Raw genomic sequence first — 20,591 nt, 5'->3', positions numbered from 1 at the left:
CACGGGCGGGCTAGAAGGAGGTCCCGAAACCGTTCGCGGCGCTGCCGGCGCCGTTGTCGGAGCTGTTGCCGGCGCCGCCGGCGCCGCCCTTGCGGAGGGAGGGGAGGTCGGCCTTGATCGTGTTGACCGGGATGGCGAAGCCGAGGCCGACGCTGCCCGCGGCGTCGCTGCCGCTGGAGGGGGAGTAGATCGCGGAGGGCATGCCGACGATCTCGCCGTTCATGTTGACGAGGGCGCCGCCGGAGTTGCCGGGGTTGAGGGAGGCGTCGGTCTGGATGGCCTTGTACGAGGTGGTGTCCGTGCCGGTGTTCCCGTTGAACTGACGGCCGCCGTAGGCGAACGGGTAACCGCCCTGCGGGGACTGCTGCTTCTCGGACTTCGGGACGTTCACCTCGCGGTCGAGCGCGGAGACGATGCCGCTGGTGACCGTGCCGGTGAGGCGGTCGGGGGAGCCGATGGCGACGACCTCGTCGCCGACCTTGAGGTTGTCGGAGTCGCCGAAGGCGGCGGGCTTGAGGCCGCTCGCGCCTTCCAGCTTGATGAGGGCGAGGTCCTTGTCCGGGTCCGTGCCGACGGTCTTCGCGCTGTACTTCTTGCCGTCGCTCATCGTCACCTGGATCTGGCTCGCGCCGTCAATCACGTGGTTGTTGGTGACGATCTCGCCGTCGGCGGTGATCACGATGCCGGAGCCGGTGCCCTGGCCGGCGGTGGTGCGGGTGTCGATGCGGACGACGGAGGGGCTGACGTTCTCGGCGACGCCGGAGACGGTGCCGCTGTTCGACCGGGAGATGGTGCTGCCGTTGACGCCGGTGCCGGTGCCGTTGGTCTTGCTCAGCATCTGCTGGACGGCGGCGGCCGTTCCGCCGCCGACGGCGGCCGCCGCGAGGGCCACGGCGGCGAGCAGGGCGACCGGGCGCTTGGCGCGGGCGTGGCCCTGCGGGGCGGGTCCGGCCGGGGCGGCCCCGCCCCAGGTGGCCCAGCCGCCGTTGCCGCCGGCGCCGCCGGTGCCCTGGGGGACGGTCTCGCCCTGGATGACCGGGGGAGTGTGCGCCTCGTGCCAGCCGGGGGCCGGGGCGGCCGGGGGATAGGACGGGGGCGGCGGGTACGCGGCGTCCTGTGCGAGCCGGTCACGACCGCGCTGCCAGTCCTCACCCCAGGGGGCGGGCTGCTGGGGGCGGTTTTCCTGGGGGTACTCGCCTTCGCGGCGGAGGTTCTCGGTCATGCATATGACTGTGTCCGCCGATCATGAGAGCTTCCTGAGTCCCGGCTGAGAAGCCCGACAGAACCGTGTATGCCCGATATAAGGCCGACTGGGACGGGTGGGTCGGGGGCGGGTGGTGCGCCGCTGCACGTGCGGGCTGACGCCGGCGAAAATCCAGCCCCTCCGGCGTTTGAGGAGCAGGGGTCCGGGGACTGGTCCCCGGGTACGGCGCCGCGCGCGGATGCGGCGGGCAGCACGCTCCGGGGTGCCGGGTTACATCAGCGGCCGGCTGCTAGCGGCAGCCGCAGGAGCGGCGGATGACCAGGGCCGACGGGAACTGCTTCAGGCGTTCGCGGCGCGAGCCCGCCACCCGCAGGGCGTCGTCCAGGACGAGGTCCACCGCCGCGCGGGCCATCGCCGGGCGGTCCGAGGCGATCGTGGTCAGGGGCGGGTCCGTGAGGGCCGCCTCCTTGACGTCGTCGAAGCCGGCCACCGCCAGCTGCTCGGGCACGTCGATGCGCAGCTCGCGCGCGGCGCGCAGGACGCCGATCGCCTGGTCGTCCGTAGCGCAGAAGATCGCCGGCGGGCGGTCCGGCCCGGCCAGCAGCTCCAGGGCGACCTTGTACGCGTCGTAGCGGTTGTACGGGGCCTGGAAGAGCCGGCCCTCCACCGAGCGGCCGGATTCGAGCATGGCCCGCCGCCAGCCCTCGACGTGGTCGGCCACCGGGTCGCCGACCTCCGGGGTGTTCTCGACGCCGCCCAGGCAGGCCACGTACGGGTGCCCGTGTTCGAGGAGGTGCCGGGTGGCGAGCTGCGCGCCGCCGATGTCGTCCGTGACGACGGCGACGTCGTCGATGGCCTCGGGGCGCTCGTGGAGGAGGACCACGCGGGCGTCCCACGCCTCGATCTCCGAGGCGGCCCGCTCGCTCATGCCCTGGCTGACCAGGATCAGGCCCGAGACCCGCATGCCCAGGAAGGCCCGCAGGTAGTGGACCTCGCGCTCGTCGCGGTAGTCGGAGTTCCCGACCAGCACCATCTTCCCGCGCTCGGCGGCGGCCTGCTCGACCGCGTGCGCCATCTCCGCGAAGAACGGCTGACGGGCATCGGGGACGATCATGCCTATGAGGTCGGTGCGCCGTGAGGCCATCGCCTGGGCGACCCGGTCCGGGCGGTAGGACAGCTCCTTGATCGCGGCGAGTACACGCTCGCGCGTGGCCGGGGCAACCGGCCGGGGTCCGTTGTTGATGACGTAGCTCACGACGGCGGTAGAAGTACCCGCAAGTCGTGCCACGTCATCCCGCGTCACCTTGGCCACGCGCGGAAGTCTACGCGGGGCGACCTACCTCTGGGCAGGGCGTCCAGAGGAGATCATTCCCAAAGCGTTCCCACAGGTCCCCTAGTCCATCCGGGTGAGTGCCGCCGCGGCCCGCGCGGAGGCCTCGGCCGCCGCCTTCGTGGCCGCCTGCGCGGCCGCTTCCGCCGCCGCCCGTTCCACCTTCTCCGGGGTGACGAAGCGGTACCCGACGTTGCGGACGGTACCGATCAGCGACTCGTGCTCGGGCCCGAGTTTCGCGCGCAGCCGCCGTACGTGCACGTCGACGGTGCGGGTGCCGCCGAAGTAGTCGTAGCCCCACACCTCCTGGAGGAGCTGGGCGCGGGTGAAGACCCGGCCCGGGTGCTGGGCGAGGTACTTGAGGAGTTCGAACTCCTTGAAGGTCAGGTCCAGGACCCGGCCCTTCAGCTTCGCCGAGTACGTCGCCTCGTCGACCGACAGGTCACCGTTGCGGATCTCCATCGGGGAGTCGTCCGAGCCGAGCTGCTGGCGACCGGTGGCGAGGCGCAGCCGCGCTTCGACCTCGGCCGGTCCCGCGGTGTCGAGAAGGACGTCGTCGATGCCCCAGTCGGCGGTGACGGCCGCGAGGCCGCCCTCGGTGACGACGAGGATGAGCGGGCAGCCGGGGCCCGTGGAGCGCAGCAGCTGGCACAGCGACCGCACTTGGGGCAGGTCGCGGCGGCCGTCGACGAGGATCACGTCGGCGCCCGGGGTGTCCACGAGGGCGGGGCCCTCGGCCGGAGCCACCCGGACGCTGTGGAGCAGCAGGCCGAGGGCGGGCAGCACCTCGGTGGACGGCTGCAGGGCATTGGTCAGGAGCAGGAGTGAGCTCATGCCCGACCACCTGCCCGGGTCGGGCGGTGGTGCTGGTGTGCGTGAACGTGCGCAGATACGTGCTCCTGCGCCTGCTCCCGCACGACGGTTCGCTGGTCCATCACGTCGGTTCCTCCTCGGTCCCGTCGAGGACTTTCGCGGCACTGCTTCGTACGACTTGCCTGGTGTCCGCCCGGTCCCCGCGCCCTGAGGTCCGGATGGATACCACTGTTCTCGGTCCGTTCAACGTGCTGAAAGCACAAAAGGACCCGGGGGCTACGTTGCCCGGATCCTCTCGCCAGCAGAATAGCCCACCCTCCCCGGCCGGGCCGAGGCTTCGGAACGTTCCACTTCTGTGGTTCCCACCACGCCCGGGACCAGCGTATGCCCCGGTTTCACCGTATCGGTGGACTCCGTGCGGGCCGCCCGGGCGCACGCGGGGCGCGCGGAGGCACGCCGGGATCGGGTGCCCGAGGCGTCATGATGGAGGCCGACGGCAGAGCGCCGACGAGAGGAGCCTGCAGTGGCAACCGGAACCATCCGCTACTGGGCGGCGGCGAAGGCCGCGGCCAAGACGGCGGAGGAGCCGTACTCGGCACGGACACTGGCCGAGGCGCTCGACGCCGTGCGGGAACGCCACCCCGGGGAACTGACCCGGGTCCTGCTGCGCTGCTCCTTCCTCGTGAACGAAGAGCCCGTGGGCAAGCGCCCCCACGATTCCGTCGAGCTGACGGAGGGGGGCACCGTCGAGGTGCTCCCGCCGTTCGCGGGCGGGTGAGCGGAGCCCCATGAGCACGCCCGAGGAACAGCGGCAACAGCAGCAGCTACAGCAACAGCAACAGCAGTTTCTGGAGCAGCAACAGCAGCAGCAACAGCAGCCGGAGTCGGAGGCGTACGGGACGCAGACCTGGCAGTCCCCCACGTGGGACACCTCGTACCAGCCGTTGCAGGCGCCGCTGGACGGCGTACCGGCGCAGTACCCGGTCGCCCCCGAGGGCTGGTTCCGCGAGGAGCCGCAGGCCCAGTCGCAGGCCCAGGCCCAGCCGCAGGCCCAGGCGCCCGTCTCCGGGCAGGAGTGGGGGCAGCAGCAGGGGTACGCGGAGTCCTACCCGGATCCCTACGCGGCCCCGGCCTACCCCCAGACCTCGGCGCCGGACCACTGGTTCCGCGACGAGGTACAGGCAGCCCCGCAGGCCCCGCAGGTGCAGCAGGCCGAGCCGCCGCAGCAGTGGGGGGAGACGGCGTACCTGCCGCCCTACCCCGGCCCGTCCGACCCGTCCGACCCGGCGGCCCCGTTCCGGGCGGAGGCCCGGGCCCAGGCTCCGGCCCCCGGCCAGGAGTGGGCCGCGGAGCCGGCCCCGTACCTCCCGCAGCAGGCGGCCGGGGCTCCCGTAGGCCCCCCGGCGGCCGGCGGGGCGGCCGAGGAGGAGCCCGCCTGGTCGCCGCCCACGCTCGCCGGCAACACGCTGCGCGCGGTGGACCCGGCCCAGGCCCGCGCCGAAGGCCGCTCGCCGATCATCGATCCCGGTCCGCAGGCGGCCATACTGACGGCCGCCCTCGGGCTGGTCATCGCGGCCGCCGCGGCGCTGGGCGAGTTCGCGCTGCTCGCGCCGCTGATCGCCCTCCAGGGCCTCACGGCGGCGGGCTGGTTCCGGCTCAACGGCATGTGGCCGGCCCGTCAGGGCATCGCCCTGGCCTTCGCCGGGGCGGTCGTCGCCGACGCGGCCGTGCTCGCGGTGGACGAGCCGTACGGGCCCGGCGCGATCATCGGCACCCTCGGGGCCTGGGTGCTGCTGACGCTGGTGCTCCAGCTGCGCAGCCACGCCGATCCGGACGAGCGGATGTACGGGCTGATGGCCTCGGTGGCCTCGGCCGCGCTGGCCATCGTCTGCGCCGGCTACCTCGCGGCCGACTCCGCCGCCGCGAGCGTGGGCGCCGCCGCCGTGGCGGTGGCCGTCTTCGCCCGCGCGCTCCCGCTGCCCACGGCGCCCTCGGTCGGCGTCTCGCTGGCCGCCGCGGCCGGTGCGGGCATCGCCGTGGGCGGGCTGACGTCCGTCGGAGCGGGCGGTGCGCTGATCGGCCTCGCGGCCGGGGTGTGCGCGCTGATCGGGCTGCGCGTGGCGGCGTACGACTACCCGTCGAAGTTCGTCCACATGACGGCCGGCGTCGCGCTGCCGCTGGCCGCGGCGGCTCCGGCGGTCTACCTGATCGGCAGGGTGGTGGGCTGAGTCCCCCGACTCCGCCCCCTGCGCCCTGCCCCCCGCCCCCCGCGTCGCCCGCCCCCCCTTGCCCCGGGGCGGGCGACGCGCCGCCACCTCGGGTCATCTCACAGCGCCCTCACGGCCGGACATGGTCCACTGGGCCGACGTACCAATCGTCTGGGGGGTGGGCACGTGCGTGTCCTGCGTGTCGTTGTGATCATCGGAGTGGTCCTCGGCGGCCTGTTCGTCGGGCTGGACCGGTGGGCCGCCGGCTATGCCGAGGACCGTCTGGCGGACCGGATCCAGGCCCGGCAGGGCCTGTCCGGGGTGGAGGTGGACATCCACGGGTTCCCCTTCCTGACCCAGGCGCTCTCCCACGACCTCGACCAGGTCGACCTGAAGGTGGCCGGCCTCGACGCGGCGACGGCGGACGGCCGTAAGACGCACCTGTCCCGGCTGCGGGTCGCCTTCCGCGGAGTGGAGCTGAACGGCGACTACAGCGGCGGCACCGCGCGGTCCGCCAAGGGCTCGGCCCTCGTCACGTACGCGGACCTGACCGCGGCCGCGCAGCCCGGGGTGACGGTCGGCTACGGCGGGGCGCCGGGCAAGCTGAAGGTCACCGCGAGCGTGGAGTTGCTCGGCCGGACGCTCAGCCGCAGCGTGGTCTCGACGGTCTCCCTCGTCGACTCCGGGGACGGCAAGGGCCCGAAGCTCGTCCGGGTCCGCGCCGACGAGGTGCCGGGTGAGGGCCTTCCCGGGATCGAGGCCGCGGTCCGCAAGAAGACCGACTTCGACCGGCGGATCGACGGCGGACTGCCGTCCGGAGTGCAGCTGACGACGCTGACCTCGGACGAGACCGGTCTGGTGCTCACTCTGGGCGGTACGAATCTGACGCTGGCCGGATAGTGAGACGGACAGGTCCGATCCGCAGATGGGAGGGCCATTAGGGGCCCCGGGCACCCCGAGCCGGAAGATCGCCGAGGACTCCGATCCCAGCATTCGGACGATCCTGTCTCGAAATATGACACGGCGGTGACAGGGCGACTGATTCGTCCCTACGATCCATGGCTATGAAGCATCAGCAGGCGGACCTCACGAAGCGACGGGCAGTAGACCTGTGTCGCGTCGCCGCCATGCTCTGTCGATCCATGTGACGTGTGAGCGCATCCCGCTCCATAGCCGGACGACGGCCTTCCGCTTTCCCGTGTGACCACCTCTGCCTCCCGCCCTCCTGAAGCCTCCCCGCAACAGGATCCGTGAGCGCACCCGGACGCACGCACCCCGTACCACCAGCACCACCCCGCCGCACACTGCCCCGGAGGAGAACATCATGAGCCGCAGCGACGTCCTTGTAGACGCCGACTGGGTCGAGGCCCACCTGAACGACGCGAACGTCGTCATCGTCGAGGTGGACGAGGACACGTCCGCGTACGACAAGAACCACATCACCAACGCCGTCCGGATCGACTGGAAGAGCGACCTCCAGGACCCGGTCCGCCGCGACTTCGTGGACCAGGAGGGCTTCGAGAAGCTCCTCTCCGCCAAGGGCATCTCCAACGACGACACCGTCGTCCTCTACGGCGGCAACAACAACTGGTTCGCGTCCTACGCCTACTGGTACTTCAAGCTCTACGGCCACCAGGACGTCCGCCTGCTCGACGGCGGCCGCAAGAAGTGGGAGCTCGACTCCCGCGACCTGGTCGACGGCACCGAGGTCCCGAACCGCCCGGCCACCCAGTACAAGGCCAAGGCCCAGGACACCTCGATCCGCGCCTTCCGTGACGACGCGGTCGCCGCGATCGGCACGAAGAACCTGGTCGACGTCCGCTCGCCCGACGAGTTCTCGGGCAAGCTGCTCGCGCCGGCGCACCTCCCGCAGGAGCAGTCGCAGCGTCCGGGCCACATCCCGAGCGCCCGCAACATCCCGTGGTCGAAGAACGCCAACGACGACGGCACCTTCAAGTCCGACGAAGAGCTCACCGCCCTCTACCAGGCCGAGCAGGTCGACCTGGCGAAGGACACCATCGCCTACTGCCGCATCGGCGAGCGCTCCGCGCTCACCTGGTTCGTGCTGCACGAGCTCCTGGGCCAGGAGAACGTCAAGAACTACGACGGCTCGTGGACCGAGTACGGCTCGCTGGTCGGCGTGCCGATCGAGCTCGGCGCCAACAAGTAGTTCCGGGCAACAAGTCTTCCGGGGCACGCGACGCCCCGCAGTCGTACCTCTCTAGGACAGGACAGAGAACATGTGTGGAGCAAAGATCGGCGGGCCCGACCTCTCGACGCTGAAGCCCGGTGAGACGGCCATCCAGGGCCAGATCACCAAGGACGGCGAGCCCGTCAGCGGTTACGTCCGCCTGCTGGACTCGACCGGCGAGTTCACCGCCGAGGTCCCGACCTCGGCGACCGGCCAGTTCCGTTTCTACGCGGCCGAGGGCTCATGGACGCTGCGCGCCCTCGTGCCCGGCGCCCAGGCGGACCGCGCCGTGGTCGTCGTCGAGTCCGGCGGCGTCACGGACGTGGCGATCGCGGTCTGAGCACCGCACCTGTGTGACCGCATGACCGGCCGAAGGGCCGCACCCCCGGGGGTTGGACGCCATCGGATCGGGGTGCGGCCCTTCGTGTCGTTCCGGGCCTCCCCGGAAGCGCGGGGCGGATCTACCCTGAAGTCATGTACGCCCGGCGCCGGCGCGTCTACTTCCTGCTCATGGGCGGATGCCTCTTCCTCTTCGTCTCCGCCTGGTCCTTCGTGCGCCTGTGGTCCGTCGAGGCCGCCGTGGCGCTGTGCGTGGTCGCGATGGTCATTCCGCCGGTCGCCGCGGTGATCGCGAACCGGCGCGGCCCGGACGACCGCTGGTGGGACGACCCCTCGGGTGACCCGAAGTCCGACGAGTGGTGGGACGAACTGGATGGAAAGCGGCGTCACGAGGACTGAAACCCGTTGAGATAAAAATGTAATAAGGGTGATCACAACATCTCCCCACGCGAGGGTGTCTTCTGTGTACGCGGGCGATCGGTCCGCGACTCCAGTCCTGTGGGGGGACTTCTTTTGGAACACGAACAGACCATCCCTGACCAGCGGAAAGAGGGGGAGAGTGCCTCGGAACCAGGCATTCCGGACGCGGTTTTGGGCGCAGCTCCGACCACCCCCCGCCGCCGTCGCGGCGGCCGTACCGTCCTCCTGATCGCGGGCGCCGTCGTGCTCGGCGTCCTGGCGGGCACGGTCACCGGCTACGCGATCCAGTACGACCGCGAACCGACCCCGCTGGCGCCCCTGGCGCAGGCGGAGCTGGTGCACCCGAAGGCCATCGCGCCCGACGACGCCACCACGCACAAGACGATCAACGCCAACCGCTGGCACAAGACGGACGACGACCTTGCGAAGCTGCTGATCGAGGCGCCGGGCGGGGCGAAGAACGGCGGATCGGGCTACATCTCCACCGACTTCCTCTCGCTGGATTACGAGTACCCGGACCGCGCCCTGCGCAACTTCGCCGCCACCGGGCTCCGTCGGGCCGTAACGGCGAGGTGGTCGCAGAACGACACGACCTTCGTCGAGGTGACGCTGCTGCAGTTCGACGACCGCAGTGGCGCGGACGACTACCAGAGCGATCAGTCCCGGTACATGTCCTCGGACGAGTACGCGGGCAACGACGGTATGCCCATCGACGGCCTGCCCCCGGGACTCGGGCACGTCTGGGTGTACTCGAAGGCCGACGAGGAGCCGGGCTACCTCCCGGTGCTTTCCGCGCGAGCCTTCGCCCGCCGCGGCGACCTCGTCCTCGAGATCCACTACAGGAACAACCGGGGCAAGGTCGCCGCGGGCGATGTCATGGAGCTTGCCAAGCGACAGCTGGAGCGACTGTGACCGAGCCGCAGAACGAAGTGATCCCGGCAGCCGTCCCGCAGACCCCTGAGGCCGGCGGTCCCGCTCCCGAGACGACGGCCGAAGCCGCGGTCCTGCCTGTGCCGCCCGTGAAGAGCGCGCGCCGTATCAACCGCAAGGCAGCCGCCCTGGTCGCCGGCGGCGTGGCCTTCACCGCGCTGGCCGGCGGTGGAGTCTGGGCGTCCTCCGCGCTCGCGGACGCGGACCGGGAAGCACCCACCGCGTACTGGGTCCCCGTCGGGGACCGGGTGGGGAAGTACGCCGAGCCCGGCTCCGTGCCCGCGAACGAGCTCACCGCCAAGCTGCTGCCGGTCCCGTCCGGCTTCACCCTCGGCCCCGACCTGGGGGCGAAGGGCAAGGACTTCTTCGCCTCCGGGGAGAACGCGGCCGAGGGGGTCAAGGAATCCCGCGACGGCCTGTCCACCACGGAGCGCAAGAAGCGCGACGAGGCGTTGGACGAGCTCAAGCTCAAGGGACTGGCCGGACGCAGTTACACCCAGGGCCAGGGCGAGTGGGTTGCCGAGGTCCGCATCATGCGGGCCGACCCGAAGGCCGTGGGCAACGTGTCCGAGGTCACCAAGAAGATCTTCGAGCTCATCGGCGACAAGCGCGAGGCGCCGAAGGTGGACGGGTTCCCGGACGCCAAGTGCTCGCTGATGGCGATGGGGGAGAAGGGCAAGGAAGTGGTCGACTCGATCGACTGCACGGCCGTCGAGGGCGATGTGGTCGTCACCTTCCGCGCCTACGGTCCCAAGCCCTTCTCCAGCGCCGACGCCGTCGCGTTCTTCAAGAACCAGATGACCCACCTGAAGTCCCCCGGGGAGTCCGCGTGAGCGAGCAGAACACCACCGGATCCGTATCGGCACTCCCTGAGGACGCCGCACCGCAGCACGCGGTGGCCACGGACACCGTCGCCGACGCGGTCCCCGAGCAGGCCCCCGAACCGACCGTCCCGGCGGCCGCGCCCAAGGACCGCCGCAAGCTGTTCGCGGCGCTGCGCTGGACCGCCGCCGTACTCGTCTTCGCCGGTGTGGGCACGGGTGTCGCGTACGGGCTCGCCCAACCCGAGCGCACCGACATCCCGGGCCTGTCCACCAAGGCCGACGGCCGCTGGGACTACCCGGCCCTGGCCAAGCCGACGCTGCCGCCGGGTGCCGCGCTGCCGTTCGCCGAGGACAACGAGGACGGCATCCACTACGCCGGCCTCACCCAGCTGCTCCTGCCGCCGCCCGTCGGCTCCACCCCTGACTCCACGATGAAGCTGGAGAAGGACGAGGTGGTGACCCAGGACACCTTCCTGACGGAGTACGATGCCTCCGCGCACGGGGAGATGAAGTCGCAGTTCGCCAACGAGGGCCTGCGGCAGATCGTCGGCCGCGGCTGGACCACCCCGGACGGCACCCGCACGCGCGTCTACCTGCTGCGGTACCACTCCTCGGGCTTGGCGGACACCTTCAAGGAGTGCAACGTCGGCATGCACCTGAACGCGGCAAACGTCGCCACGGACTCGGCCTGGAGCAAGGGCAGGACCGGCCAGTCCGTGCCCGTCCTCACCGGTGTCTCGCTCTACGCGGAGACGGCCCCGTTCGGCGACGAGCAGGCCAAGGTCGGCTGCGTCCGATCCGGTGACGTGGTCGCCGTCATCCTCCAGACCCGCAAGGGCGAGGTCGCGACCATCCCGTTCCACCAGACGGTGATCCTCCAGCACCAGCTGCTCGGCTAGCGCGCGGTCTCCGGGGCAGCGCGTCGTACGGGCTACCTCACACGGTGCCCCGGTCCCCGGGCCAGTAGGCTTGGGGACCGGCCCCGTAACGCCACCCTTCACTCCGAGGAGCACCCCGTGCTTGAGGCAGTCTTCACCTCCCTGCTGGTCCTGGTCTGCGTCGGCGTCATGGCCTTCACCGTCCTGGCCGTGAAGAAGCTGTACCAGGGCCAGCGCTGATCCCCTCGGATCCGCAGCCGTCCGCCCCGGACACCGCAAACCCTCCCAACAGATCGCCTGAGCTGAGCAGCCATTCATGATCCAGATCCCGTCCGACCTGAACCCGGGGCTCGTCCCCCTCGCCTTCCTCCTCGGCAACTGGGAGGGCGCAGGCGTCTTCGACTTCCCCGGTGAGGAGAAGTGCAACTTCGGCCAGGAAGTCGTCTTCAGCCACGACGGCCGGGACTTCCTGGAGTACACCTCGCACACCTGGGTGCTCGACGCCGAGGGCACCAAGGTGCGGCCGCTGGAGTCCGAGTCGGGCTACTGGCGCATCGACAAGGACCGCAAGGTCGAGATCGTCATGGTCCGCGACCAGGGCGTCGTCGAGGTCTGGTACGGCGAGCTCGCCGACAAGAAGCCGCAGATCGACGTGGTCACCGACGCGGTCGCGCGCACCGCGGCCTCCGGCCCGTACAGCGGTGGCAAGCGGCTCTACGGCTACGTGAAGAGCGACCTGATGTGGGTCGGCGAGAAGGCCACCCCCGAGGTGGAGCTGCGCCCGTACATGTCGGCGCAGCTGAAGAAGGTCGTCACGCCCGAGGAGGTCGCGGAGATGGCGCGCAACCTTCCGGACATGCCGGACGACGGCATCGCCTTCTTCCGCTAGGCCGCGAGGCCGTCCGGCCGATCCGGCCGATCCGGCCGAGCGAGGTCATGCGTACGCCCGGGAGCCCCCGGCGGCTTCGGCCGCCGGGGGCTCCCGCACGTGCGGCGCCGTCCCGCGCCGCCGTCCCGCCCCGCCTCCCCGCTCCCCTCGTGCGGGCCCGAGGCCTACACTGGCCGGGTGGTGACCACCGACAGCACCAAGCACACCGAGAACGCAGCCGCCGCCGACGGCGGCGACTGGAAGAGCGACCTGCGCCAGCGCGGATACCGCCTGACCCCGCAGCGCCAGCTCGTGCTGGAAGCCGTGGACGCCCTGGAGCACGCCACCCCGGACGAGATCCTCGTAGAGGTGCGCAAGACGGCCTCCGGGGTCAACATCTCCACGGTCTACCGCACGCTGGAGCTCCTGGAGGAGCTGAAGCTCGTCTCGCACGCCCACCTCGGGCACGGGGCCCCGACGTACCACCTCGCCGACCGGCACCACCACATCCACCTGGTCTGCCGCGACTGCACCGAGGTCATCGAGGCGGATGTGGACATCGCCGCCGAGTTCACGGCCAAGCTCAGCCACACCTTCGGCTTCGAGACCGACATGAAGCACTTCGCGATCTTCGGCCGCTGCAAGAACTGCGCCGCCAAGCAGCAGACGGGCTGATCCCGTGGGCACGGCCTAGGACTGCCCGGGGCAGGGTCGTACGCTGGTGCCATGACCAGCAGCCCTTTGCTCCATCTCCCCGGCGCCGTGCAGGCCGAAGGCCGTGACGAGGGCGTCGCCGCCCACTACGGAGAGCTGTACGGCGAACAGCGCGCACTCGCCGACGGCCGAGGCTTCGTGGACCTCTCCCACCGCGGGGTCGTCACCGTCACCGGCTCGGACCGGCTGAGCTGGCTGCACCTGCTGATCACTCAGCACGTCACCGCGCTCCCGGCCGGCGAGGCCACCGAAGCGCTGATCCTCTCCGCGAACGGCCACATCGAGCACGCGCTCTACCTCGTGGACGACGGCGAGACGACGTGGATGCACGTCGAGCCCGGCACCCAGGAGGCGCTGATCGCCTACCTGGAGTCGATGAAGTTCTTCTACCGCGTCGAAGTCGCCGACCGGACCGGCGAGTTCGCCGTCTTGCACCTGCCGGCCGGCTCCATCGCGGAGGTCGCCAAGGAACTCGCCGTACGGGAGACCCCGTACGGCCGTGACGTGTTCCTGCCGCGCGACGGGCTGGAGGCCTTCGCCGTCTCCCACGGCCCGGTCGCCGGGCTGCTCGCGTACGAGGCCCTGCGCGTCGAGGCCCACCGGCCGCGGCTCGGCCTGGAGACCGACCACCGCACCATCCCGCACGAGCTCGGCTGGATCGGCACCGCCGTGCACCTGCAGAAGGGCTGCTACCGCGGCCAGGAGACGGTGGCGCGCGTCCACAACCTGGGGAAGCCGCCGCGCCGGCTGGTCTTCCTGCACCTGGACGGCTCCGAGGTGCTGCTCCCCGCGCACGGCGCGCCCGTACGGCTGGCCGCGGACGGGGAGGAGGGCCGCCAGCTGGGCTTCGTGACCACCTCGGTCCGCCACCACGAACTCGGCCCGATCGCCCTCGCGCTGGTCAAGCGGAACGTCCCGGTGGACGCCCCGCTGCTGGTGGGCAAGACGGCCGCCGCACAGGAGGTCGTCGTAGCGCCGTGACGGCCGCGCGCCAGTCCGTCTAGATGTCGATGACGATGGTGAACGGGCCGTGGTTGGTCAGCGAGACCCTCATGTCCGCGCCGAACCGGCCCGTCTCCACCGTCGCGCCCAGCGCCCGCAGCTGCGCCACGACCGCGTCCACGAGCGGCTCGGCGAAGGCCCCGCCGGCGGCCGCGTTCCACGTGGGGCGGCGGCCCTTGCGGGCGTCTCCGTAGAGCGTGAACTGGGAGATCACCAGCAGCGGCGCGTTCACGTCGCTGCAGGACTTCTCGGCCTCCAGGATCCGCACCGACCAGAGCTTGCGCGCCAGCAGCTCCGCCTTCTCCGGCGTGTCGTCGTGGGTCACACCCACCAGCACGCACAGCCCCTCGCCGACGATCTCCCCGACGGTCTCGCCGGCCACCACGACGCTCGCGCCGTCCACCCTCTGCACCACTGCTCGCATAACACCTGTGTACCAGGCGTGCACCGTTGCTATCGATGCGGGCCGGTACCGGCCCCATCGCTGCCCACCGGCCTGGCCGGTCGTCTCCCCGAACGGTCTTGGGAGGCGGGGAACAGCGCGAGCTGGTCGCTTCGGTCCCGGCAGGTCTTGTCACCCGGGTGGGGTGGTGTGCCTGTGGTCCTTGGCGGGCTCGCGGTTCCGCGTGCCCTCGGTACGAGAACGGTCTGGCCGGTAGCTCTCCGCGCGACGATCCTCTGGTCGTGTGCGGTCACACCTGGCCGACGCCGTGTTCCGTGTCCGAGGGCACGTCTGCCGATCGCCACTGCGGCCGCGTGGTGGCCGGTGACGAGCGTGGTCTTGGGAGGCGTGCGTGTCCCGATTCTTTCCCCTTCACCCATATGGGGTATTTGGTGAACGGCAACGGCTGACAAGCGAATCAGTTGGGCCGTCCGGGGCCGATCGGGTGGAGTGGGACTGCGTCAGTACCACGGAGAGTGGCACGATGCACGCAGGCGGTGCCCCCAGCACCGGTCGAGGGGACGGACACGAACGCATGAATACTTCTGGTACCTCCGCACCTGCTTCTGCGCCCATCGCGCCCATGGGATCCGGCGGACCCGTCGCACCCGTGGCGTCCGCGGCGTCCGCCGAGACCTCGGCGCCGCGCCCGCCCGCGCAGCGGACCGGGGCCGCGGACGCGGCTCCGACGGCGACCACCGCGCTCGGACTGCCGGAACTGCGCGGGCTGCGCCGCGACGCGCAGCGCGACGAGGCCGACCTGAGCTACGTACGCCGGATCCTCCAGGGCCGCATCGACATCCTGCGCGCCGAGCTCGCCCGCCGTACGGATCCCGAGGCGCCGGTGGTGGACCGGCTCTCGGAGATCCTCGCGGACGCCCCCTCCAGCCGCAGCGCCTCCGCCCGGCACGTCACGCTCGGCACCCCGCACGGGGAGGAGTACCGGCTGCTGGCGGCCGAGATGCTCTCCGACGTGGAGCTGTCGGACCTGGGAGCGCGCACGGACGAGGAACTCCACGAGGGCATGGGCCGGTTGGTGCGTTACGAGCAGCAGGTCTCGCGGCGCCGGCAGCAGCTCCAGCGCACGGCCGACGACTGCAGTGCGGAGATCACCCGGCGCTACCGGGAGGGCGAGGCCCAGGTGGACGACCTCCTGGCCTGAGCGGGCGGGCCGGCGGAGCGGGCGGGGCGACAGGAGCCGGCCGGGCGCACGCGGAAATGCGGGCGACGCGGCCGGGGCGGGCCGATTAGCGTGGCCGCCATGAGCGCTGACGTCCGGCCGATCGCCGCATCCGAGCTTCCCGAGTGGCTGAAGACCCTGCACACCGGCTTCCTGCGCCCGGACCGGGGCACGGCCGAGGACGTCGAGCGGCTGGCCGACTACGTCGACCCGGCGCGGACGCAGGGCGCGTTCGACGCGGATACCGGCCGGTGCGTGGCGACCTTCCGCTCCTTCGCCCAGGAACTGACCGTGCCGGGCGGGGCGTTCGTCCCGTCGAGCGCCGTCACGCACGTGTCCGTGCTGCCCACGCACCGCAGGCAGGGCCTGCTGACCCGGATGATGGCCGCCGACCTGGCGGCCGCCCACGCGCGCGGCGACGTGCTGTCGACGCTGATCGCCGCCGAGTACCCGATCTACGGGCGGTACGGGTACGGGGCCGCGACCTCCGCCGCGGAATGGGAGATCGACGTACCGCGCACCGGACTCGACGGGCGCTGGTCGGCGGCCGAGGAGGGCGGGCGGATCGAGCTGGTGGACGTGGACGAGGTGCGGAAGGCGGGCCCCGCGCTGCACGAGCGGCTGCGGGCGGCCACGCCCGGCGCGGTGAGCCGCGACGCCCGCTGGTGGCGGCTGACCACCGGCGAGGAGGAGATGTCGCACCACCATGACGAGGCCGGGTTCCACGCCGTGTACCGAAACGCCCTGGGCGAGGTGACCGGCCTGGTCAGGTACGGAACGGACGACAACTGGACCGATGCGAAGGTCCCCCACAACACCCTGCGGGTCAAGCAGCTCATCGCCGTCACACCCGAGGCGGAGCGGGCGCTGTGGCACTTCCTCTGCTCCGTCGACTGGGTGGTGAAGGTCCGCACCGGCTACCGCGCCCCCGACGACCTCGTCACCGGACTGCTGCCCGACGCGCGCGCCGCCCGCCTGGTGACCTCGGCGGACTGGCTGTGGGTGCGGCTGCTGGACGTCGTACGGGCCCTGCGCGCGCGGACGTACGCCGTACCCGGGGTCCTCGTCCTGGAGGTCGCCGACCCGTCCGGGCCGGCGGGCGGGCGCTACCGGCTGGACGCGGGCGCGGGGGACTGCGTACGCACGGAGGAGCCGGCCGATCTGCGCCTGGACGTGGGCACACTGGGGTCGCTGTACCTGGGCGACGGGTCGGCTGTGCGGCTGGGGGCGCTCGGCGCGATCGTGGAGGAGCGCCCCGGGGCGCTCGCGCTCGCGGACGCGGTGTTCCGCACGGCGCGCCGGCCGTGGTGCCCGGACATCTTCTGAGCGCTGTAAGGGTGTTGGGCCTGTCGGCTGCGGAAAACCGGGAACACGAGGACTGAGGTACTTGGCAACACTGGTGGAAGCCCTGCGCGCGGCCGGCTGCGTCTTCGCGGAGGAGGAGGCGGAGCTGCTGACGGCCGCCGCGCGGGACGCGGGGCACCTGGAGGGGCTGCTGGCCCGGCGGGTCGCGGGCGAACCGCTGGAACACGTCGTCGGCTGGGCGGAGTTCTGCGGGCTGCGCATGGAGGTCGGCGAGGGGGCCTTCGTGCCGCGCCGGCGCAGTGAGTTCCTCGCGCGGGAGGCGGCGGAGGCGGCCCGGCCCGGCGCGGTGGTCGTGGACCTGTGCTGCGGGGTGGGCGCGCTCGGCGCCGCCGTGGCCGCGCACGTGCCGGGGGCCGAACTGCACGCGGCGGACATCGACCCGGTCGCGCTCGCCTACGCCCGGCGCAACGTGGCCCCGTACGGCGGCCGGGTGTGGGAGGGCGACCTCTACGCTCCCCTGCCGGCCGGACTCCGGGGCCGGGTGGACATCCTGGTGGTCAACGCCCCGTACGTCCCGACCGGGGAGATCGGCCTGCTGCCGGCGGAGGCCCGCGACCACGAACCGCCCGTCTCCCTGGACGGCGGGGCGGACGGCCTGGACGTCCACCGCCGGGTGGCGGCCGGGGCCCGGCCCTGGCTCGCGCCGGGCGGCAGCCTGCTCATCGAGACGAGCGCCCGCCAGGCACCGGTCACGGCCTCGGCCCTGACGGCGGCGGGCCTGTCGGTACGGGCGGTGGCCTCGGAGGAGTACTACGCGACGGTGGTCATCGCGCGGGCACCGTAGCCCGGGAGGCGGGCACGGCCTCTTCGACGCGGTCACCGGCGGGTGGGAGTTATTGCAAGCAGGTGCTTGCAATAGTTAGCAAGGTGCGGCAGGATCGGGGCATGGCATCGCTCAACGTCGGGAATCTCGGCGAGTACCTGCGCGAGCAGCGGCGGCAGGCGCAGCTTTCGCTGCGGCAGCTGGCCGATGCGGCGGGGGTGTCGAATCCGTACCTCAGTCAGATCGAACGCGGGCTGCGCAAGCCGAGCGCGGACATCCTGCAGCAGCTCGCCAAGGCGCTGCGGATCTCCGCCGAGACGCTGTACGTGCAGGCCGGAATCCTGGACGAGCGGGACCGGGACGACGTGGAGACGAGGGCCGTGATCCTCGCCGATCCGTCGATCAGCGAGCAGCAGAAGCAGGTGCTGCTCCAGATCTACGAGTCCTTCCGCAAGGAGAACGCCGCCGAGGCCGAGGCCGGGGCGGCTGCCGGGGCGGCGGCGCGAGGCGCTGCCGACGGCGGCAGCGGCGATGCCGAGACGCGCCGTACGAGCTGAGCACGCACTGAATACGCACTGAGCACGAACTGAGACCGTGATCCGGGAGGACCACCACATGGCCATCGCCGATGACCTGAAGAAGACCCTCACCGACCCGACCCCCCTCTACTTCGCCGCCGGCACCGCCGACCTCGCCGTGCAGCAGGCCAAGAAGGTGCCCGGGCTGATCGAGCAGCTGCGCGCCGAGGCCCCCGCGCGCATCGAGGCCGTGAAGAACACCGACCCGAAGGCCGTGCAGGAAAAGGCCAAGGGGAAGGCCAAGGAGGCGCAGGAGGCGGTCACCGCCACGGTCGCCGAGGTGCTCGGCGCGATCGACGCGAAGAAGTTCGGGGAGACCGCCCAGGACCTGGCGCTGCGCGGGGTCGGCGTGGCCGCCGAGTACGCGGTCAAGGCCAAGGAGGCCTACGACAAGGTCGCCGAGCACGGTGAGCAGACCGTACGGGCGTGGCGCGGGGAGGTCTCCGAGGAGATCGTCGACATCGCCGTCGTCGTGGAGCCCGAGCCGGCGGCGCAGACCGCGCCGGAGCCGGAGTCGGCCCCGGTGGCCGATGCCGCCGCCGAGGAGAAGCCCGCCGCCCGGAAGACCACCGCGCGCAAGAGCACGGCCAAGAAGGCCGCTGCCGCGTCGGGCGACGAGGGCTGAGCCGCTTGCAGTGCGGCGGGCCGGGCACCTGTGAGGTGTCCGGCCCGTTGTAGTTCGTGAAGGGGTTCGGGCCGGTAGCGTGGAGTGGAAGACAGCAGGCCCGTGAGTACCAGAAGGTGGTCGACGCGATGCGGTTGATGGACAGTTTTGACAACGGCGTGATCCCGTTGATCGGGCTCGCCATGCTGGTGCTCGCGGTCGTGGCCTTCGTCCTCGCCCTGGTGGCGCGGGAGGATGCCTACCGGGCCGCCGACAAGAAGACCAAGACCTTCTGGCTGGTCCTCCTCGGCATCACCGTCGTCGTGGACTTCTTCCTGCCGCAGATGCTGTTCCTGACGGTCGCCGGACTGATCGCCACCATCGTGTTCTTCGTCGACGTGCGCCCCGCTCTCAAGCAGGTGTCCGGCGGCGGCCGTGGCGGCCGGCGGGGCGGCAGCAGCAGCGACGGGCCGTACGGGCCCTACAACGGCGGCCGGTAGACCGGTAGACCGGCAGGCGCGGGCTGGTCCGCGCGGCCGGTCAGCCTTCGGCGCGGGAGAGGAGGACGACGGCGACGTCGTCCGTCAGCTCCCCGCCGTTGAGGCGGCGGGCTTCGGTCACGGAGGCTTCGAGCAGGCCCTCGCCGGTCAGTCCGTCGGCCAGGTGGCGGTTGATTATCTCGACCATGCCGTCCTGCCCCAGCCGCTCCTTGCCCCGCCCGATCTTGCCCTCGATCAGGCCGTCGGTGTAGAGCATCAGGCTCCACGTGCCGCCCAGTTCCACCTGGCGGCGCGGCCAGCGGGCCCGGGGCAGCAGGCCGAGCGCCGGGCCGCTGTTCTCGTACGGGAGCAGTCGCGCGGGACGGCCCGGCCGGGAGATCAGCGGCGCCGGGTGGCCCGCCAGGCACAGGCCCGCGCGCCGGCCGTCCGGGGCGATGTCCACCGTGCACAGCGTCGCGAAGATCTCCTCGCAGGGGCGCTCGACTTCGAGGACCTCCTGGAGGGTGGCGAGCAGGTCGTCTCCGCACAGGCCGGCCAGGGTCAGCGCCCGCCAGGCGATGCGCAGCTCGACGCCGAGGGCGGCCTCGTCGGGGCCGTGCCCGCAGACGTCCCCGATCATCGCGTGGACGGTGCCGTCGGGGGTGCGGACGGTGTCGTAGAAGTCCCCGCCGAGGAGCGCGCGGCTGCGGCCGGGGCGGTAGCGGGCGGCGAAGCGGAGGTCGGAACCCTCCAGGAGCGGGTGCGGGAGCAGCCCGCGCTCCAGGCGGGCGTTCTCCTGGGCCCGCAGTTTCGATTCTGCAAGCTTGTACTGGGCGATGTCGGCCCGTTTTCTCTCCACCGCGTAGCGGATGGCGCGGCTGAGCAGCCGCCCGTCGAGCTCGTCGCGGAACAGGAAGTCCTGGGCCCCCACGCGTACGGCCTCCGCGGCGCGCTCCGCGTCCTCCTCGGAGGTGAGCACGAGGACGGCGTGCCGCGGGGCGATGCGGAGGACCTGGCGCAGGGCGCCGAACGGATCGGCGGCGTCGCCCGTGCCGCCGGCTCCGCCGTGCGGGAGCGCGAGGTCGAGCAGGACGCAGTTCACGTCGGGGGTGAGCAGCCGGGCCGCCTCCGTGAGGTTGCGGGCGCTGCGCAGCCGGATGCGGTGGCCGTCGGCGTCGAGGATCTCGGGGACGGTGAGGCCGCCGGCGGGGTCGTCCTCGATCACCAGCAGGGTGAGCGATGACATGCCGCCCGGGCCGCTCTCGGTGCCCGGGATGTCCCTCTGCCGCGGTACGGGTACGGGCATCGTCTCCGGTTCCTTCCCGCCCCCTCGGGGGTTCGCTCGTCCGGCGACCCTAGCGGCGGGACGAGGGAAGCGGAATGGCAGGTCCGGCTCGGGGCTCCGGCATATGCCGTTATCGGGGGGGAAAGTCCGCGTCGCCGAATGACCAACGTCACGG

Annotated in this window: 24 protein-coding genes; 19 read left to right on the top strand and 5 right to left on the bottom strand. The window is 71.8% G+C overall.

Going from position 1 to position 20,591, the window contains the following annotated elements:
* Positions 1 to 10 precede the first annotated feature (10 nt).
* The 3 genes from AC6CKD_RS25035 to AC6CKD_RS25025 all read right to left on the bottom strand — a co-directional run bounded on the left by AC6CKD_RS25035 (position 11) and on the right by AC6CKD_RS25025 (position 3,368).
* A complete protein-coding gene (locus AC6CKD_RS25035; protein ID WP_498330042.1) occupies positions 11 to 1,222 on the bottom strand; it encodes a S1C family serine protease in 1,212 nt (403 codons plus the stop codon).
* Positions 1,223 to 1,493: 271 nt separating this feature from the next.
* Positions 1,494 to 2,516 carry a LacI family DNA-binding transcriptional regulator gene (locus AC6CKD_RS25030; protein WP_498330040.1) on the bottom strand — a complete coding sequence of 341 codons (1,023 nt, stop codon included), beginning with the start codon at positions 2,514 to 2,516 and terminating at the stop codon, positions 1,494 to 1,496.
* 81 nt (positions 2,517 to 2,597) lie between these two features.
* Entirely contained in the window at positions 2,598 to 3,368 is a 771-nt protein-coding gene (locus tag AC6CKD_RS25025) for a response regulator transcription factor (protein WP_243339450.1), read from the bottom strand.
* 502 nt (positions 3,369 to 3,870) lie between these two features.
* Here AC6CKD_RS25025 and AC6CKD_RS25020 point away from each other — a divergent pair.
* From AC6CKD_RS25020 to ygfZ, 13 genes are all read left to right on the top strand, one after another.
* Positions 3,871 to 4,125, top strand: a complete 255-nt coding sequence (locus AC6CKD_RS25020) for a MoaD/ThiS family protein (protein ID WP_112449116.1) — start codon at positions 3,871 to 3,873, stop codon at positions 4,123 to 4,125.
* Between the two features lie 10 nt (positions 4,126 to 4,135).
* Complete coding sequence (locus AC6CKD_RS25015) at positions 4,136 to 5,575, top strand: hypothetical protein (protein ID WP_498330038.1); 1,440 nt, start codon at positions 4,136 to 4,138, stop codon at positions 5,573 to 5,575.
* Positions 5,576 to 5,740: 165 nt separating this feature from the next.
* On the top strand, positions 5,741 to 6,454 hold the full coding sequence (locus tag AC6CKD_RS25010; protein ID WP_498330036.1) for an LmeA family phospholipid-binding protein: 714 nt from the start codon (positions 5,741 to 5,743) through the stop codon (positions 6,452 to 6,454).
* Between the two features lie 158 nt (positions 6,455 to 6,612).
* Complete coding sequence (locus AC6CKD_RS25005) at positions 6,613 to 6,702, top strand: Ms5788A family Cys-rich leader peptide (protein ID WP_350875872.1); 90 nt, start codon at positions 6,613 to 6,615, stop codon at positions 6,700 to 6,702.
* Positions 6,703 to 6,878: 176 nt separating this feature from the next.
* Positions 6,879 to 7,724 carry a sulfurtransferase gene (locus AC6CKD_RS25000; RefSeq protein WP_498330034.1) on the top strand — a complete coding sequence of 282 codons (846 nt, stop codon included), beginning with the start codon at positions 6,879 to 6,881 and terminating at the stop codon, positions 7,722 to 7,724.
* A gap of 70 nt (positions 7,725 to 7,794) precedes the next feature.
* Positions 7,795 to 8,085, top strand: a complete 291-nt coding sequence (locus tag AC6CKD_RS24995; protein ID WP_478689224.1) for a DUF1416 domain-containing protein — start codon at positions 7,795 to 7,797, stop codon at positions 8,083 to 8,085.
* A gap of 134 nt (positions 8,086 to 8,219) precedes the next feature.
* Positions 8,220 to 8,483: a DUF3099 domain-containing protein gene (locus AC6CKD_RS24990; RefSeq protein WP_469368524.1), complete on the top strand. Its 264-nt coding sequence runs from the start codon at positions 8,220 to 8,222 to the stop codon at positions 8,481 to 8,483.
* Between the two features lie 192 nt (positions 8,484 to 8,675).
* A complete protein-coding gene (locus tag AC6CKD_RS24985; protein ID WP_498330032.1) occupies positions 8,676 to 9,416 on the top strand; it encodes a hypothetical protein in 741 nt (246 codons plus the stop codon).
* Complete coding sequence (locus AC6CKD_RS24980) at positions 9,413 to 10,267, top strand: hypothetical protein (RefSeq protein WP_498330031.1); 855 nt, start codon at positions 9,413 to 9,415, stop codon at positions 10,265 to 10,267. Before AC6CKD_RS24985 ends, AC6CKD_RS24980 begins: the two co-directional genes overlap by 4 nt.
* Entirely contained in the window at positions 10,264 to 11,157 is an 894-nt protein-coding gene (locus AC6CKD_RS24975; RefSeq protein WP_498330030.1) for a hypothetical protein, read from the top strand. Before AC6CKD_RS24980 ends, AC6CKD_RS24975 begins: the two co-directional genes overlap by 4 nt.
* 295 nt (positions 11,158 to 11,452) lie before the next feature.
* Positions 11,453 to 12,025 carry a heme-binding beta-barrel domain-containing protein gene (locus AC6CKD_RS24970; protein ID WP_498330028.1) on the top strand — a complete coding sequence of 191 codons (573 nt, stop codon included), beginning with the start codon at positions 11,453 to 11,455 and terminating at the stop codon, positions 12,023 to 12,025.
* A gap of 177 nt (positions 12,026 to 12,202) precedes the next feature.
* Positions 12,203 to 12,679, top strand: a complete 477-nt coding sequence (locus AC6CKD_RS24965; protein WP_498330027.1) for a Fur family transcriptional regulator — start codon at positions 12,203 to 12,205, stop codon at positions 12,677 to 12,679.
* Between the two features lie 51 nt (positions 12,680 to 12,730).
* Complete coding sequence (gene ygfZ / locus AC6CKD_RS24960; RefSeq protein WP_498330025.1) at positions 12,731 to 13,699, top strand: CAF17-like 4Fe-4S cluster assembly/insertion protein YgfZ; 969 nt, start codon at positions 12,731 to 12,733, stop codon at positions 13,697 to 13,699.
* 19 nt (positions 13,700 to 13,718) lie between these two features.
* Here the strand turns inward: ygfZ and dtd are convergent, their stop codons facing one another.
* Positions 13,719 to 14,144 (bottom strand): D-aminoacyl-tRNA deacylase, encoded by a 426-nt coding sequence (gene dtd / locus AC6CKD_RS24955; protein ID WP_243339461.1) that lies wholly within the window; start codon positions 14,142 to 14,144, stop codon positions 13,719 to 13,721.
* A 553-nt stretch (positions 14,145 to 14,697) separates the two neighbouring features.
* Between dtd and AC6CKD_RS24950 the strand changes: the two genes are divergently transcribed.
* From AC6CKD_RS24950 to AC6CKD_RS24925, 6 genes are all read left to right on the top strand, one after another.
* Positions 14,698 to 15,324 (top strand): RsiG family protein, encoded by a 627-nt coding sequence (locus AC6CKD_RS24950; protein WP_498330023.1) that lies wholly within the window; start codon positions 14,698 to 14,700, stop codon positions 15,322 to 15,324.
* 99 nt (positions 15,325 to 15,423) lie between these two features.
* Positions 15,424 to 16,668 carry a GNAT family N-acetyltransferase gene (locus tag AC6CKD_RS24945; RefSeq protein ID WP_498330021.1) on the top strand — a complete coding sequence of 415 codons (1,245 nt, stop codon included), beginning with the start codon at positions 15,424 to 15,426 and terminating at the stop codon, positions 16,666 to 16,668.
* Positions 16,669 to 16,729: 61 nt separating this feature from the next.
* Positions 16,730 to 17,491 (top strand): putative protein N(5)-glutamine methyltransferase, encoded by a 762-nt coding sequence (locus tag AC6CKD_RS24940; protein ID WP_498330019.1) that lies wholly within the window; start codon positions 16,730 to 16,732, stop codon positions 17,489 to 17,491.
* A 101-nt stretch (positions 17,492 to 17,592) separates the two neighbouring features.
* Positions 17,593 to 18,027 (top strand): helix-turn-helix domain-containing protein, encoded by a 435-nt coding sequence (locus tag AC6CKD_RS24935; RefSeq protein ID WP_498330017.1) that lies wholly within the window; start codon positions 17,593 to 17,595, stop codon positions 18,025 to 18,027.
* A 58-nt stretch (positions 18,028 to 18,085) separates the two neighbouring features.
* The gene (locus tag AC6CKD_RS24930; RefSeq protein ID WP_498330016.1) at positions 18,086 to 18,673 is read left to right on the top strand and encodes a hypothetical protein; all 588 of its coding nucleotides are present in this window, start codon (positions 18,086 to 18,088) and stop codon (positions 18,671 to 18,673) included.
* Positions 18,674 to 18,801: 128 nt separating this feature from the next.
* Entirely contained in the window at positions 18,802 to 19,152 is a 351-nt protein-coding gene (locus AC6CKD_RS24925; RefSeq protein ID WP_498330014.1) for a DUF2516 family protein, read from the top strand.
* 40 nt (positions 19,153 to 19,192) lie between these two features.
* On the opposite strand, the gene AC6CKD_RS24920 is transcribed toward AC6CKD_RS24925, so the two are convergent.
* Complete coding sequence (locus AC6CKD_RS24920; protein ID WP_498330013.1) at positions 19,193 to 20,437, bottom strand: PP2C family protein-serine/threonine phosphatase; 1,245 nt, start codon at positions 20,435 to 20,437, stop codon at positions 19,193 to 19,195.
* Positions 20,438 to 20,591 lie beyond the last annotated feature (154 nt).

The sequence above is a fragment of the Streptomyces sp. GQ60 genome, from assembly GCF_059758875.1.
This window is presented reverse-complemented; position numbering and strand designations above follow the sequence as displayed.

Coding starts and splice junctions, on each gene's coding strand:
- AC6CKD_RS25035 (WP_498330042.1), bottom strand. CDS start 1,222: ATGACCGAGAACCTCCGCCGCGAAGGCGAGTACCCCCAGGAAAACCGC.
- AC6CKD_RS25025 (WP_243339450.1), bottom strand. CDS start 3,368: ATGAGCTCACTCCTGCTCCTGACCAATGCCCTGCAGCCGTCCACCGAG.
- AC6CKD_RS25015 (WP_498330038.1), top strand. CDS start 4,136: ATGAGCACGCCCGAGGAACAGCGGCAACAGCAGCAGCTACAGCAACAG.
- AC6CKD_RS25005 (WP_350875872.1), top strand. CDS start 6,613: ATGGCTATGAAGCATCAGCAGGCGGACCTCACGAAGCGACGGGCAGTA.
- AC6CKD_RS25000 (WP_498330034.1), top strand. CDS start 6,879: ATGAGCCGCAGCGACGTCCTTGTAGACGCCGACTGGGTCGAGGCCCAC.
- AC6CKD_RS24995 (WP_478689224.1), top strand. CDS start 7,795: ATGTGTGGAGCAAAGATCGGCGGGCCCGACCTCTCGACGCTGAAGCCC.
- AC6CKD_RS24990 (WP_469368524.1), top strand. CDS start 8,220: ATGTACGCCCGGCGCCGGCGCGTCTACTTCCTGCTCATGGGCGGATGC.
- AC6CKD_RS24970 (WP_498330028.1), top strand. CDS start 11,453: ATGATCCAGATCCCGTCCGACCTGAACCCGGGGCTCGTCCCCCTCGCC.
- ygfZ (WP_498330025.1), top strand. CDS start 12,731: ATGACCAGCAGCCCTTTGCTCCATCTCCCCGGCGCCGTGCAGGCCGAA.
- dtd (WP_243339461.1), bottom strand. CDS start 14,144: ATGCGAGCAGTGGTGCAGAGGGTGGACGGCGCGAGCGTCGTGGTGGCC.
- AC6CKD_RS24950 (WP_498330023.1), top strand. CDS start 14,698: ATGAATACTTCTGGTACCTCCGCACCTGCTTCTGCGCCCATCGCGCCC.
- AC6CKD_RS24945 (WP_498330021.1), top strand. CDS start 15,424: ATGAGCGCTGACGTCCGGCCGATCGCCGCATCCGAGCTTCCCGAGTGG.
- AC6CKD_RS24935 (WP_498330017.1), top strand. CDS start 17,593: ATGGCATCGCTCAACGTCGGGAATCTCGGCGAGTACCTGCGCGAGCAG.
- AC6CKD_RS24930 (WP_498330016.1), top strand. CDS start 18,086: ATGGCCATCGCCGATGACCTGAAGAAGACCCTCACCGACCCGACCCCC.
- AC6CKD_RS24925 (WP_498330014.1), top strand. CDS start 18,802: ATGCGGTTGATGGACAGTTTTGACAACGGCGTGATCCCGTTGATCGGG.
- AC6CKD_RS24920 (WP_498330013.1), bottom strand. CDS start 20,437: ATGCCCGTACCCGTACCGCGGCAGAGGGACATCCCGGGCACCGAGAGC.